13 protein-coding genes are annotated in these 12,436 nt (G+C 61.1%); all 13 read left to right on the top strand.

The features are described from left to right. Positions 1-188 precede the first annotated feature (188 nt). The 13 genes from pyrR (at position 189) to holA (ending at position 12,429) form a co-directional block, all read left to right on the top strand. On the top strand, positions 189-773 hold the full coding sequence (gene pyrR / locus ACTQ05_RS02540; RefSeq protein ID WP_138374176.1) for a bifunctional pyr operon transcriptional regulator/uracil phosphoribosyltransferase PyrR: 585 nt from the start codon (positions 189-191) through the stop codon (positions 771-773). A gap of 4 nt (positions 774-777) precedes the next feature. Continuing rightward, the gene (locus ACTQ05_RS02535; RefSeq protein WP_035138537.1) at positions 778-1,722 is read left to right on the top strand and encodes an aspartate carbamoyltransferase catalytic subunit; all 945 of its coding nucleotides are present in this window, start codon (positions 778-780) and stop codon (positions 1,720-1,722) included. Beyond that, positions 1,706-2,995: a dihydroorotase gene (locus tag ACTQ05_RS02530; RefSeq protein ID WP_154516264.1), complete on the top strand. Its 1,290-nt coding sequence runs from the start codon at positions 1,706-1,708 to the stop codon at positions 2,993-2,995. The genes ACTQ05_RS02535 and ACTQ05_RS02530 overlap by 17 nt, the downstream gene beginning before the upstream one ends. A gap of 116 nt (positions 2,996-3,111) precedes the next feature. Then, positions 3,112-3,879 (top strand): dihydroorotate dehydrogenase electron transfer subunit, encoded by a 768-nt coding sequence (locus ACTQ05_RS02525; protein ID WP_154516544.1) that lies wholly within the window; start codon positions 3,112-3,114, stop codon positions 3,877-3,879. 14 nt (positions 3,880-3,893) lie between these two features. Continuing rightward, positions 3,894-4,802 carry a dihydroorotate dehydrogenase gene (locus ACTQ05_RS02520; RefSeq protein ID WP_427717595.1) on the top strand — a complete coding sequence of 303 codons (909 nt, stop codon included), beginning with the start codon at positions 3,894-3,896 and terminating at the stop codon, positions 4,800-4,802. Then, on the top strand, positions 4,796-5,512 hold the full coding sequence (gene pyrF, locus ACTQ05_RS02515; protein ID WP_427747926.1) for an orotidine-5'-phosphate decarboxylase: 717 nt from the start codon (positions 4,796-4,798) through the stop codon (positions 5,510-5,512). Before ACTQ05_RS02520 ends, pyrF begins: the two co-directional genes overlap by 7 nt. A gap of 240 nt (positions 5,513-5,752) precedes the next feature. After that, positions 5,753-6,061, top strand: coding sequence for an integration host factor, actinobacterial type (mihF, locus tag ACTQ05_RS02510; protein ID WP_006236130.1), 309 nt, complete (start codon positions 5,753-5,755; stop codon positions 6,059-6,061). After that, positions 6,062-6,631, top strand: a complete 570-nt coding sequence (gmk, locus tag ACTQ05_RS02505; protein WP_427794783.1) for a guanylate kinase — start codon at positions 6,062-6,064, stop codon at positions 6,629-6,631. Between the two features lie 5 nt (positions 6,632-6,636). Further along, entirely contained in the window at positions 6,637-6,918 is a 282-nt protein-coding gene (locus tag ACTQ05_RS02500; protein WP_370450597.1) for a DNA-directed RNA polymerase subunit omega, read from the top strand. Then, positions 6,919-8,163, top strand: a complete 1,245-nt coding sequence (gene thiI, locus ACTQ05_RS02495; protein ID WP_427726849.1) for a tRNA uracil 4-sulfurtransferase ThiI — start codon at positions 6,919-6,921, stop codon at positions 8,161-8,163. A 214-nt stretch (positions 8,164-8,377) separates the two neighbouring features. After that, positions 8,378-9,088 (top strand): helix-hairpin-helix domain-containing protein, encoded by a 711-nt coding sequence (locus tag ACTQ05_RS02490; RefSeq protein ID WP_441537865.1) that lies wholly within the window; start codon positions 8,378-8,380, stop codon positions 9,086-9,088. A gap of 269 nt (positions 9,089-9,357) precedes the next feature. Continuing rightward, on the top strand, positions 9,358-11,388 hold the full coding sequence (locus tag ACTQ05_RS02485) for a DNA internalization-related competence protein ComEC/Rec2 (RefSeq protein WP_441537864.1): 2,031 nt from the start codon (positions 9,358-9,360) through the stop codon (positions 11,386-11,388). A 78-nt stretch (positions 11,389-11,466) separates the two neighbouring features. Next, a complete protein-coding gene (gene holA / locus ACTQ05_RS02480) occupies positions 11,467-12,429 on the top strand; it encodes a DNA polymerase III subunit delta (RefSeq protein ID WP_427747932.1) in 963 nt (320 codons plus the stop codon). Positions 12,430-12,436: the final 7 nt, after the last annotated feature.

The following is a 12,436-nucleotide window of genomic DNA, read 5'->3' as shown; positions in this document are numbered from 1 at the left end:
AATGCTCGCAATTAAGCTCGGGGTTGGCTACACTATCCCTTGACCATTAAAGGGGTACGAGATACCCACATGGATTTATATTGCTGCCATAGAGCAGTCCTTCCTGTGGGTGTCTGGTCCGCTTTGAGCGGTCGGGCATCTATTTTTTTGACTGTATCAGCAGTCAAGACATGTGAGGAAGGAGATCGATGGGCACGACTTCCCCCAAGGCGGTCATCATGGACGAGACCGCCGTCAACCGAGCGATGACCCGCATCGCGCACGAGATTCTCGAGCGCAACGAGGGCTGTGAAGACCTCGCTCTGGTCGGCATCGTCACGCGCGGCGACCTTCTGGCAAAGAAGCTCGCCGAGGCGATCAAGGAGATCGAGGGTGTTGACGTTCCGCTCGGCAGCCTGGACATCAGCTTCTATCGCGATGACTATGCGACTAACTTCGCTCCCGCGATCCACGCTACCAACATTCCCTTCAGCGTCGACGGCAAGCGCGTCGTTTTGGTGGACGACATCCTGTACACGGGTCGCACCATCCGCGCCGCTCTGGACGCCGTTATGGACCTGGGCCGTCCGAGCCGCATCGAGCTGGCAGTTCTCGTTGACCGCGGTCACCGCGAGCTCCCTATCTCGCCGGACTTTGTCGGCAAGAACGTTCCCTCGTCGCACGAGGAGAACGTGCACCTATATATGAAGGAAGTCGACGGCCGCACCGCTGTCGAGATCAACGACGTCGCGCCGGGTTCCCACGTGGGCTCCGCGCCGCTGGGAGGTGAGTAGTACCGTGGCGTTCAATCATAAGCACCTGATCGACATTACCGAGTACTCCGAAGAGGACATCAAGCTCATCCTCGAGACCGCCAAGGCGTTCTCCGAGGTCAACGAGCGTGCCATCAAGAAGGTCCCCACGCTCAAGGGCAAGACCATCGTCAATATGTTCAACGAGCCCTCGACGCGTACCCGCAGCTCCTTCGAGCTTGCCGAGAAGCGTCTTTCGGCCGACAGCCTCAACTTTGGCGGCTCCTCGACCTCCACGGTCAAGGGCGAGAGCCTCGTCGATACCGTCGAGACGCTCAACGCCTACAAGATCGACTGCATCGTCGTGCGCGACAAACATGCCGGTGCTCCCTACATTGTCACGCAGAATTCGCCCGCGAGTGTTATCTGCGCCGGTGACGGTAAGCACAACCACCCCACGCAGGCTCTGCTCGACCTGTACACCATCTGGGAGCACAAGGGTGACTTCCACGGTCTGAAAGTCGCCGTCGTCGGCGACATCGCCCACTCCCGTGTTTGTGGCTCGCTGATCCCCGCGTTGAAGATCATGGGCTGCGAGACCTACGCCGTCGCCCCCGGCACGCTGCTGCCGCCGGCGCCCGAGGTTCTGGGCTGCGACCACGTGACGAGCGACCTCGATTCCGTCCTGCCCGAGCTGGACGTCGTCTACATGCTGCGCGTACAGCAGGAGCGCCTCGAGGGTGCCCCGTTCCCGACCATTCGCGAGTACCACAAGCTCTTCGGCCTGACCAAGGACCGTGAGAAGCTCATGAAGCCCGACGCGATCATTTGCCATCCGGGCCCCATCAACCGCGGCGTCGAGTTCGACTCCTATATGGCCGACCACCCGCAACGCTCCGTCATCCTGGAGCAGGTCTACGCCGGTATCTGCGTGCGTATGGCTATCCTGTATCTGCTGCTTGGAGGTGCCGATAATGGCCTTGCTTCTTAAGAATGCCCACGTCGTCGATCCGTCCGTCGAGCTTGACGGTGTCGTTGACGTCCTGATCGACGGCGACAAGATTGCCGAGGTCGGCGAGAACCTCGCCGCCGAGGGAGCCGAGGTCCGCGACCTTTCCGGTAAGTACCTTGTCCCTGGCCTGGTGGACATGCACGTCCACCTGCGCGAGCCCGGCTACGAGGTCAAAGAGGACATCGAGAGCGGCACCCGCGCAGCTGCCAAGGGCGGCTTCACTGGCGTGTGCGCCATGCCCAACACCGACCCCGTTACCGATAACGGTACCGTTGTTGAGTTCGTCAAGTCCCGCGCTGCCGAGGTCGGCCACTGCCGCGTCTATCCTTCTGGCGCCATGACCCGCGGTCTTAAGGGCGAGGCTATGTCCGAGATGGGCGATATGGTCGCCCACGGCGCCGTCGCCTTCACCGACGACGGTCGCGGCGTGCAGGGTGCAGGCATGCTCCGTCGCTGCATGGACTACGGCAAGATGTTCGGCAAGGTCTTCATGAGCCATTGCCAGGACGAGGACCTGGTCGGCCACGGCCAGATCAACGAGGGCAAGGTTTCGACTCGTCTGGCCCTCGAGGGCTGGCCGGCTGCCGGCGAGGAACTCCAGATCGCCCGCGACATCGAGATCGCCAAACTGACCGGTGCCAAGCTGCACATCCAGCACATCTCCACCGCCCATGGCCTGGAGCTCGTGCGTGCCGGCAAGGCCGCTGGCGTTCAGGTTACCTGCGAGGCCACCCCGCATCACATGTTCCTGACCGAGAACGACCTGGACGAGACCTACAACACCTCGCTCAAGGTTAACCCGCCGCTGCGTACCGACGAGGATGCCGAGGCCATCCGCCAGGGTGTCATCGACGGCACCGTCGACGTCATCGTCACCGATCACGCTCCCCACACGCCGTGGGAGAAAGCCCGTGAGTTCGAGCTCGCGCCCTTTGGCATGATCGGCCTCGAGACCTCGCTGTCGCTCGTGCTCACCGAGCTGGTCAACACGGGCAAGATGGGTATGGGCCGCATGGTCGAGCTCATGGCTATTAAGCCGCGTGAGATCCTGGGCCTCGACCAGGTTCAGGTCAAGGCGGGCTCTGTTGCCGACCTGACCGTCTTCGACGCGTCTGTCACCTGGACGGTCGGCGAGGACGGTTACGAGTCGCGCGCCGAGAACTCCGGTTTTGCCGGCCGCACGCTCACCGGTCGTGCCACCGATGTGTTTGTCGGCGGTAAACAGACGCTTGCCGACGGCTGCATCTGCTAGCATAGCCTTATCGCTTTTGTGCGCGGTGCCCTTGCGGTGCCGCGCTTTCTGTTCGTTTGGTCCATGCAACTGCATGGGGGATTGGAGCGTCTATGCCCACACCTTCCACTGCACGCATGCACGACTTCGAGGTCGTCTCGAACCAGGAGATCGCCGACGGCATCTTCTCGCTCGTTATTTCGGCCCCCAAGCTTGCAAGTGCGCTCAAGCCCGGTCAGTTTGTGAACATCGCCGTGCCCGGCGATGCCTCTTCGTTGCTTCGCGTGCCCTTGAGCTTCTATCGCTCTGACGCCGAGGCCGGTACCGTCGAGCTGTGGTACGCCGTCGTGGGCGACGACACCCGTCGTCTGTCGCAGATGGGCCCCGGCTCCAAGTCCAACCTGTTGGGCCCTGGCGGCCGCGGCTGGCTGGTACCCGAGGGCACCAGGAAGGCGCTGCTCGTGGCGGGCGGCATCGGTGTTCCGCCCGTGCTGTGCCTCGCTGGCATGCTTGCCGAGCAGGGCGTGGCCGTTGACGTGTGCCTGGGTTTTGGCACCGCGTCCAAGGTCGTGGGCGTCGATGAGTTCCGCGCGCTGGGAGCCACGGTCAACGTGTGCACCGACGACGGCTCGTTGGGTACGCATGGCTTATGCACCGATCCTGCCGCTGAGCTGCTCGGCAAGGGCGGTTACGACTACGTCGCCAGCTGTGGTCCCGCCGTTATGATGAAGAAAGTCGCCGCCGCTGCCGCCGAGGCCGGCGCGTACTGCGAGGTGTCGCTCGAGCGCATGATGAGCTGCGGCTTTGGTGCCTGCAACACCTGCAATGTCGAGACGGTCGACGGTATGAAGGGTGCCTGCATGTGCGGCCCCGTGTTTGATGCTTCCAAGGTGGTGGTCTTCTAGTGGGTACCGTGAACATGTCCGTCGATTTCGGCGGCGTCAAGATGCAGAACCCCATCAACACCGCAGCCGGTACCTTTGGCTACGGTTGGCAGTTCCAGAACTTCTTTGATGTCTCCCAGCTGGGTGCCATCACCACCAAGGGTTGCGCTGCCGAGCCCTGGCCCGGCAATCCTGCACCCCGCATGGCCGAGATCCCCGGCGGCATGATCAATTCCGTGGGCCTGCAGAACCCCGGTGTGGCCGCTTTCGCCCGCGAGTCCGGTCCGTGGCTCGAGCAGCTCTCCAAGGACGGTTGCCAGGTCATCTGCCAGGTTGCCGGTCACTCCGTTGATGAGTTCGTGCGCGCGCTCGAGATGTATGTCGAGCTGTGCCCCTGGGCTGCCGGCTATGAGATCAACGTGAGCTGCCCCAACATTGCCGCCGGCGGTGCCGCCATGGGCTCCACGCCCGAGGGCGCCTCTTCCGTTATGGCTGCCTGCCGCAAGGTGACCGATAAGCCACTGTTCGTTAAGATGGCTCCGGTCAACGTCGCCGAGATCGCCCGCGCCCTCGAGGCTGCCGGCGCCGACGGCCTTTCGGTCATCAACTCCATCCAGGGCATGGCCATTGACGTGCACACCCGCAAGTCCCGTGTGGCCAAGCCCAAGGGCGGCCTTTCGGGCCCGCTGTGCCACCACATCGCCGTGCGCATGGTCTGGGAGGTCGCCCAGGCCGTCGATATCCCCATCAACGGTGTCGGCGGTGTCATGACCGGCGAGGATGCGGCCGAGTTTATCCTGGCCGGCGCCACCTGCGTGTCGGTCGGCATGGCCAACTTCGTCGACCCGTGTGCTTCGCTTAAGATTGCGCACGAGCTCGAGGCCTGGGCGGAGTCCCAGGGCGTAAAGGACATCAACGAGCTGGTAGGTGCGTTCGAATGCTAGAGACCGATGCCCGCGACCGTGTTATCGTCGCCCTCGACTGCGACCGTGAGCGCGCACTCGAGCTCGCCCACGAGCTTTCGGGCCATGCCGCCTGGCTCAAGGTGGGCATGACGCTCTATTACGCCGAGGGTCCCGAGATCGTCAAGACGTTCAAGGATTTGGGCTTTAAGGTCTTCCTCGACCTCAAGTTCCATGACATTCCGCATCAGGTGCGCGGTGCCGCTCGCTCGGCCTCGCTTGCCGGTGCCGACCTGCTCTCGGTCCACGGCTTGGGTTCGGGCGCCATGCTCGCTGCCTGCCGCGAGGGTGCCGAGGAGGCGCGCGAGGACCGCGCCAAGCTCGTCGCCATTACCGTACTTACGAGCATGAATCAGGATGCGCTGGCGGAGATCGGCGTCGAGTCGCCCGTGGCCGAGGAGGCCGCTCGCCTGGCAAAGCTCGCTCAGGCCAACGGCATCGACGGTATCGTGTGCTCGCCGATGGAGGCTCACGACATGCGTGAGCTGCTCGGCCCCGACGCGCTGATCGTGACTCCGGGTGTGCGTCCGGTGGGTGCCGCCCTGGGCGATCAATCCCGTGTGGCGACACCTTCCCAGGCTATCGAGCGCGGTGCGAGCCACATCGTGGTGGGCCGTCCTATTACCGGCTCCGACGATCCGGTTGCGGCCTTTGACGCCATCGTCGCCGAGCTGGTCGAAAACGTCGCGTAAAAGATTCCCTCAAGTCACCACTTTTGGGTCTTATTAGCACAAATTAGCCCTTGTGCCTGCGAAAACTTTCCCATCCTTTGTGTGGAATCACAGGTCAGGGGCTCAACTTTGACCTCCGTATATTGCACTTTTCGCAGGTATCGTCTAACCTATGGAGCCGTCGATTGGGCATTTAGTGCGTTTGACGTGCTAAAATGCCAATTATTGCATCAGATATAACCCAACTATTTGGAGGTTCGAATGGCACTCCCTCAGCTTACCGACGAGCAGCGTAAGCAGGCTCTTGAGAAGGCTGCCGCCGCACGTCACGCTCGCGCTGAGCTTCGCGAGCAGATCAAGAAGGGCGAGAAGTCTCTCGAGTCCGTGCTCAACTCCGATGACCCCATCGCTTCCCGCATGAAGGTTTCCACCCTCATCGAGTCTCTGCCCGGTTATGGCAAGGCCAAGGCCGCCAAGATCATGGAGGAGCTCGGCATCTCCGCTACCCGTCGCGTCCAGGGCCTCGGCGTCCGTCAGCGCGAGCAGCTCCTCGAGCAGCTGACCAAATAAGTGAGCGCTCAGGATTCAAAGCTCTTTGTGATTTCTGGACCGTCAGGTGCAGGCAAGGGGACGCTCGTCAGTCGTGTGCGCGAGCGCCGCTCGAACCTGGGCCTGACGGTTTCGGCTACCACGCGAGCGCCACGTAAAGGTGAGGTCGACGGCGTCAACTACTTTTTCCTGACGCGCGAGGAGTTCGACCGCCGCGTGGCAAACGGTGAGTTTGTTGAGTGGGCCGAGGTCCACGGTAACTGCTACGGCACGTTGGTGAGCGAGGTCGCATCCAAGCTCGCCTCTGGCTCGTCTCTGATTTTGGAGATTGATGTCCAGGGTGCCCTGCAGGTCAAGGAGCGTTTCCCCGAGGCCGTGTTGATCTTTATCAAGCCGCCTTCGCTTGAGGTGTTACGCGATCGCCTGGTCGGTCGCGGTACCGAGACGCCCGAGACGATCGAGCTGCGTATGGCAAACGCCGCCGATGAACTTGCCCTTGCCGACCGCTACGACGACGTCGTGGTGAATGATGATCTCGACCGCGCGACCGATGAGCTCGTTCGCGTTCTCGATATGCATGAAAGGATCTGAGGTCCGTGTCCGTTGTAAAGCCTTGTATTGACGATCTTCTGGAGAAGACCGATCACAACCGCTTCCTGCTCGCCTCGCTTGCCTCCAAGCGCGCCTGCGACATTAACAGCATGCTGCGTGGCCAGCACAACCGCGTGCTTGCCGTTCAGGATGTCGATGACATTACCATTGGCCTCTCCGGCGCCGATACCATCTCGATGGCTATGGACGAGATTGTCGACGGCGATATCTCCTACGACGAGGCTCGTTACAAGAAGGCGCTCGGCCACAAGGTTGCTGAAGCCTAAATGGCAGCTCGCGTCTGCCTGGTCCACTATCACGAGGTTGGACTGAAGGGCAAGAACCGCGCACATTTTGAGCATATCCTCATGGATAACATCAAGGCGGCCTTGGCCGCCTTTTCCGTGAATGCCGTGTCTCGAATTTCCGGTTATATCCTCGTGACCTTTAACGAGCATCAGGCCGACGAGGCGGCGCGTGTCATTCGCACCGTCCCCGGCGTTGCCCGCGTGTCCCTGGCATATCACACCAACCGCGACCCGCAGGAGTACTGCGCCGCCGCCGTGAAGGCGCTGCGTGAGTTTGGTCCCTTCGATTCGTTTAAGGTGCATGCCAAACGCTCTAACACCGACTACGAGCTCACCTCGATTGATATCAATCGTCAGGTTGGCGAGGTACTGTGCGAGGCCTTCCCCGATAAAAAGGTCCAGATGCACGACCCCGACGCGATGGTGCACGTACTGGTGGTCCAGGGTAGCGTTTACGTGTATGCGCGCTCCGAGCGCGGCGTGGGCGGTCTGCCGGTGGGTTCCGCCGGCAAGGTTGTGACGCTCCTGTCGTCGGGCATCGATTCTCCGGTGGCGACCTGGATGCTCGCGCGTCGCGGCGCGGTGTGCGTGCCGGTACATTTCTCCGGTCGTCCGCAGACACCCGATACGAGCGAGTATTTGGTGCAGGACATTATCCGTGCGCTTGCGCCGGGCGTCCAGATCGGCCGCCTGTACGTGGTGCCGTTTGGCGATTGCCAGCGTGAGATTTCCGTGGCCTGCCCCAGTAACCTGCGCGTGATCATGTATCGCCGCATTATGTATTCGGTTGCCGAGCGCATTGCGCATATCGAGGGCGCCAAGGCTATCGTGACCGGTGAATCGCTCGGTCAGGTTGCCTCCCAGACGCTCGAGAACATTATGGCCGTCAACGAGGCCGTCAAGATCCCCGTGTTCCGCCCGCTGATCGGTTCGGACAAGCAGGAGATCATCGCGCGTGCCGAGGAAATCGGTACCTTCGATATCTCGACCGAGGCTGCTCCCGATTGCTGCACGCTCTTTATGCCGCGCCGCCCCGAGACGCATGCAAAACTCGATGCCGTGCATGAGGCGTGGGAGCTGTTCGATCACGAGGAGATGATTGAGCGCTTGCTCAAACAGACCGAGTACATCGACTTCGAGAGCAACACGTACAAGGCCCCTAAGACCTTAAAACGTAAACATCCTCAGCTTGCTCCACGTGAGATTTACCAAGATCACGAATAATGTTGTGTATAGACCGGCGGTGCATTTGCATCGTCGGTCTCAATCTATCTGGGCATTAGGCGATAAACGGTTCATTTGTCGACGTGTATCTGAATAAATGGACACTATCCTGCAAGGTTTTGGTCAGCTTTTGGTTTGACTTCGATAACCGGTGTGGGCGTGCGGAGGCTACGGCGCTCGTTTCCTGACACGATGGTGTTGGGAGGTGTTTGCTATGGCGCAACGCGAGCAACACGAACGGGTTAAACGGATGGACCGCTGGGCAGAAAAGCTACTCGGCTATAAGGCGATGGTCGTGGCGATTCTGATTGTCATTGCCGCCGCGAGCGGCTTGGCGATGGCAAGTTTTGGTAGCCGCTCCAGCGGCGTGTCGTTTGAGCGTAGTGATGTGGCGGGCGCCTCGGGTGTGCGCGGGGCCGGGGAAGGGTTACCTGATGATGCCGATGAGTCGTCTGCCAAGAGTTCTTCTGCTGCTGAGGTGTACGTCGATGTCGATGGCGCCGTTGCGAGGCCTGGCGTGTACCGGCTCAAAGACGGAGCGCGGGTGTCCCAAGCGATCGATGCCGCCGGAGGGCTTACGGCTGAGGCGGATGTGACAGGGCTTAACCGTGCGTCCAAGATCACAGATGGCCAAAAGATCTATGTTCCGATGGTGGGGGAGCAACAAGCGGCTGCGGCGGTCGGCGGGGTCGAAAGCGGTGCTGCCAAGACTGCTGGTGCGGGGTCTTCGTCGGGGCTTGTGAATATCAATACGGCAAGTGCGGCGGAACTGCAGACGCTTTCGGGCATCGGGCCTTCTACGGCCCAGTCGATTATCGATGAGCGGACTCAAAACGGGGCCTTTGCCTCGGTCGATGACCTCATGCGCGTATCGGGGATCGGTGAGAAAAAGCTCGCCAAAATTAAAGATTGCATCTGCGTATGAGTGTGTCCGAGTGCGAGCATGTGATGCCGCCGCGGCCCCTAATGCCGTGGACGATGGCCCTTTGTTCTGGCTTGTGTACGAGCTGCGGCCTGGTACTTAACGTGGCAGCCGATTTGCTGCTGGGAGAGCGGGCAGCGCCCGTCACATTGCTTATGGCCATTCCCGTTGCGGCTGCCGCGTGCATCGTATTGGCTCGGTTTTGTATGCGTCTTGTGCGGTGGAGGCGATGGCTGTATGCCGCGGCCCTCGGCCTCCTGGCGGGAGCGGTCGTGTCCGCGGGTTGGGCGATAGGGGCGTTGCGTGCTTCGACGGCACTGGATAATCGAGCTGCGAGCAGTCTCGAGTTTGTTGTACAGGGTGATCCATCCATCAATGACGGGACGTACTCCTATACCTGTGATTCATATGCGGGTGGAAAGCGCTTGGGCGAGATACGGCTGTCGTGTGATCGTGAGCTCGGCGCCGGTTCGCATGTACGTGCTATCGGTCGAATTTCGCGTTTTGAGAATGATGCGTACGGGCGCTCACGCGTGCTTCGGGGCGAGCTTCGAAAAGTTAAGGTCATCCGGTTGGTATCGGTTGACGAAGGCTTTCCGGGGCCGTTGCCCTGGCTGCGAAACGAGCTCCTTGCCGCTATCGCGCCCGAGACCGATCCGGCGCGCTCGCTCATTGCCGGCGTTGTCTGCGGACGCTCCTCCGAGCTGCGTGCTCAGCCGGCGGGCGATTTGTTTTCGGTAACGGGCACCGCACATCTTATCGCCGTCTCGGGCAGCCATCTTGCCATCGTTGGGTTTGTGATTGAGAGCGCCCTGCAAAAGACTCGCCTCTCTCGTGGGCTGCAGAGAGGGGTGTTGGTGCTGGCCCTCGCTGCCTATGCCGTCTTTACGGGCGCTTCGCCCTCGGCCGTGCGCGCGTGCTGCATGGTGGCGGCGACGCTTGTCGTCAACGGCGCCGGGCGTCGTCGGCATGGCCTTTCGGCTCTTTTTGTCACCATGGCAATCTTTGTGTTGCTGCGTCCCACGGTATTGTTCGAGATGGGTTTTCAGCTATCGTGCGCCAGTGTTTTTGCCATCCTTTGTTTTTGCCCCTACGCTACCTACGCCTTGGGCGAGCTGGGCGTGCCATCGGGGGTTGCCAGTATTTTGTCCGTCACGCTGTGCTCACAGCTCGCGACACTTCCCGTAACCATTCCCGCATTTGGGATGTTTTCGCTCATTGCCCCGCTTGCAAATGCCGTGATCGGTCCGGTGATAAGCGTGCTGCTCGCATCTTCGGTTGTGCTGGTGCCTTGCTCGCTTGTGCCGCTCTTGCGTCACGGGGCGCTTGTGGTGCCCATGGCTATCGCTCGCTGTGCCCTGTTCTTTGAGCAGCTCTTTGCTGCCGTTCCGGGCGCATCCGTAAGCGTGCCGCCCGATACGCCCTTGGTATACGTGGTGCCTTTTTCGCTGGTGGTCCTCTTGGTCTTGTGGCCACGCCCCAGCGCACGGTCCATGGCAGTGGGGCTGCTGTGTTTGATGCTTGCAGCGGGCGTTCCGTATGTCTATTGGGATCGATGTGCGCCGCCTTCGGTGACAGTCCTTGATGTTGGCCAGGCCGATGCGATTCTGGTTCGTCAGGGTGGCGCCGTGGCGCTCGTCGACTGTGGGCTCGACGCGCGCGTGGTGTCGGCGTTGGTACGCAATAACGTCCACCATATCGACGCCGTCTTCGTGACGCATTGGGATGATGACCATTGGGGCGGTCTTCCCGACGTACTCGATCGGTTTTCGGTGGGAACCATTGCGGTTGCGGCGGATGCGATGGGCAGCGCGCCTGCTGAGGTTCTGAATCGCCCAAGCGTCACGTATCGGCAGGTGGCTCGCGGAGACACAGTCGATATCGGTGCATTTCGGGCTCGTGTGATGTGGCCGTTTGATACGGTTGACGGTGAGGGCAATGAGGACTCGCTTGTCTTGCTGCTCTCCTATGCTCAGGAAGGCAAGAGCCTGCGTATGCTCCTCACCGGTGATGCCGAGCTCGATCAGGAGTGCGAGTTTGTACAGGAGGTGGGTGATATCGATGTGCTCAAGCTGGGGCATCACGGCTCAAAAGTTTCTGTCGATACAGACCTGCTGGAAACCCTTAAGCCCGAGCTCTCTATTGCGAGCGCGGGCGAGGGCAACCGCTACGGCCATCCATCCGATGCCTGCATCGATGCCGTTAGCGATGCGGGCGGCGCGTTCGCATGCACTATCGAGAGAGGCGACATTACCGTCTCGCCGACTGCGGCCGGTTTTACCATGCGATGTCAGCGACCGTGATGCTGCCGTTGGCGCGGGACCAACCCGTGGGATAGAATGGCACGGTACGAACTGGAGAGCCTGCGGGAGGGGAGCGCGATGTCTGAAACCGGTCTGCTGCCGGCATATCTGATCGTCGGTACCGACGGAGTCAAGCGCGACCACGCCGTCTCGCGTATGAAAGCGCGTCTGGAAAAGTCGGGTATGGTCGAGTTCAACCTCGACGAGCGCGACATGACCAAGGACCCCGATATCGAGTCCATTATCGGATCGCTCAACACTTTTCCCATGGGCAGCGAGTTTCGCTTGGTAATCCTTGACGGCTGCTCAAAGCTCGCCAAGGCGGTCTCGGAGCCGCTTGTCGAGTATTTAGCGAGTCCAAGCCCCACAACGGTCTGTCTCATCATCGCCGACTCGCTTGCCAAGAACACGCGCCTGTATAAGGCGATCGCCAAGATCGACAAGAAGGCCGTGATCGATTGCTCCGGCACCAAGCGCTGGGAGCTACCGCGCCGCGTGCAGCAGATGGCGACGCAGCACGGCAAGTCGATCTCGACGGCGGCCGCCGAGGAACTCGTCTCGCGTTCGGGTGAAAACACTCGCATGCTCGATAACGACTTGGCCAAGCTTGCCCAGATGGTCGATGCGCCGCAAATTGAGCTTGCCGATGTGGAACGCTGGATCGTGCGCACGGCCGAAGTTCAGCCCTGGGATTTTCTCAACGCGGTCTCGGCTCGTGATATGCGCCGCTCGCTTGAGCTCTTTGGGCTGCTACCCGCCAAGAGCTATGTGTGGACCTACACGCTGCTGTGCGGACGCATTCGCGAGCTTATCGTCGCCAAGGCGCTCGATGCGCGTGGACAGGGTCGCGAGCTTGCCGCGACGCTCAAGCTTCAACCCTGGCAGGTTAAGAATCACCTGACCTGGGCACGCCGCTTTTCGATGGCGGAGCTCGTCGCGGCGCTCGAGGGCGCGGTCGATGTGGAGCTCGCTCTTAAGGGTTCGGCCGATTCTCAGAACGCGCTTTTGCTCTGGATTACGAACATCTTGAGAAAATCGTGATGATAGC

This window comes from Collinsella sp. LCP21S3_A9 (genome assembly GCF_052118785.1).
In the GTDB taxonomy this organism is placed as follows: domain Bacteria; phylum Actinomycetota; class Coriobacteriia; order Coriobacteriales; family Coriobacteriaceae; genus Collinsella.
The sequence above is the reverse complement of the archived record's forward strand: the minus strand, read 5'-3'. Positions and strand labels throughout refer to the sequence as shown.

Excerpts from the sequence above, each read along its gene's own strand:
- pyrR (WP_138374176.1), top strand. The coding sequence starts at position 189 with ATGGGCACGACTTCCCCCAAGGCGGTCATCATGGACGAGACCGCCGTC.
- ACTQ05_RS02530 (WP_154516264.1), top strand. The coding sequence starts at position 1,706 with ATGGCCTTGCTTCTTAAGAATGCCCACGTCGTCGATCCGTCCGTCGAG.
- ACTQ05_RS02525 (WP_154516544.1), top strand. The coding sequence starts at position 3,112 with ATGCACGACTTCGAGGTCGTCTCGAACCAGGAGATCGCCGACGGCATC.
- ACTQ05_RS02520 (WP_427717595.1), top strand. The coding sequence starts at position 3,894 with ATGTCCGTCGATTTCGGCGGCGTCAAGATGCAGAACCCCATCAACACC.
- pyrF (WP_427747926.1), top strand. The coding sequence starts at position 4,796 with ATGCTAGAGACCGATGCCCGCGACCGTGTTATCGTCGCCCTCGACTGC.
- mihF (WP_006236130.1), top strand. The coding sequence starts at position 5,753 with ATGGCACTCCCTCAGCTTACCGACGAGCAGCGTAAGCAGGCTCTTGAG.
- thiI (WP_427726849.1), top strand. The coding sequence starts at position 6,919 with ATGGCAGCTCGCGTCTGCCTGGTCCACTATCACGAGGTTGGACTGAAG.
- ACTQ05_RS02490 (WP_441537865.1), top strand. The coding sequence starts at position 8,378 with ATGGCGCAACGCGAGCAACACGAACGGGTTAAACGGATGGACCGCTGG.
- holA (WP_427747932.1), top strand. The coding sequence starts at position 11,467 with ATGTCTGAAACCGGTCTGCTGCCGGCATATCTGATCGTCGGTACCGAC.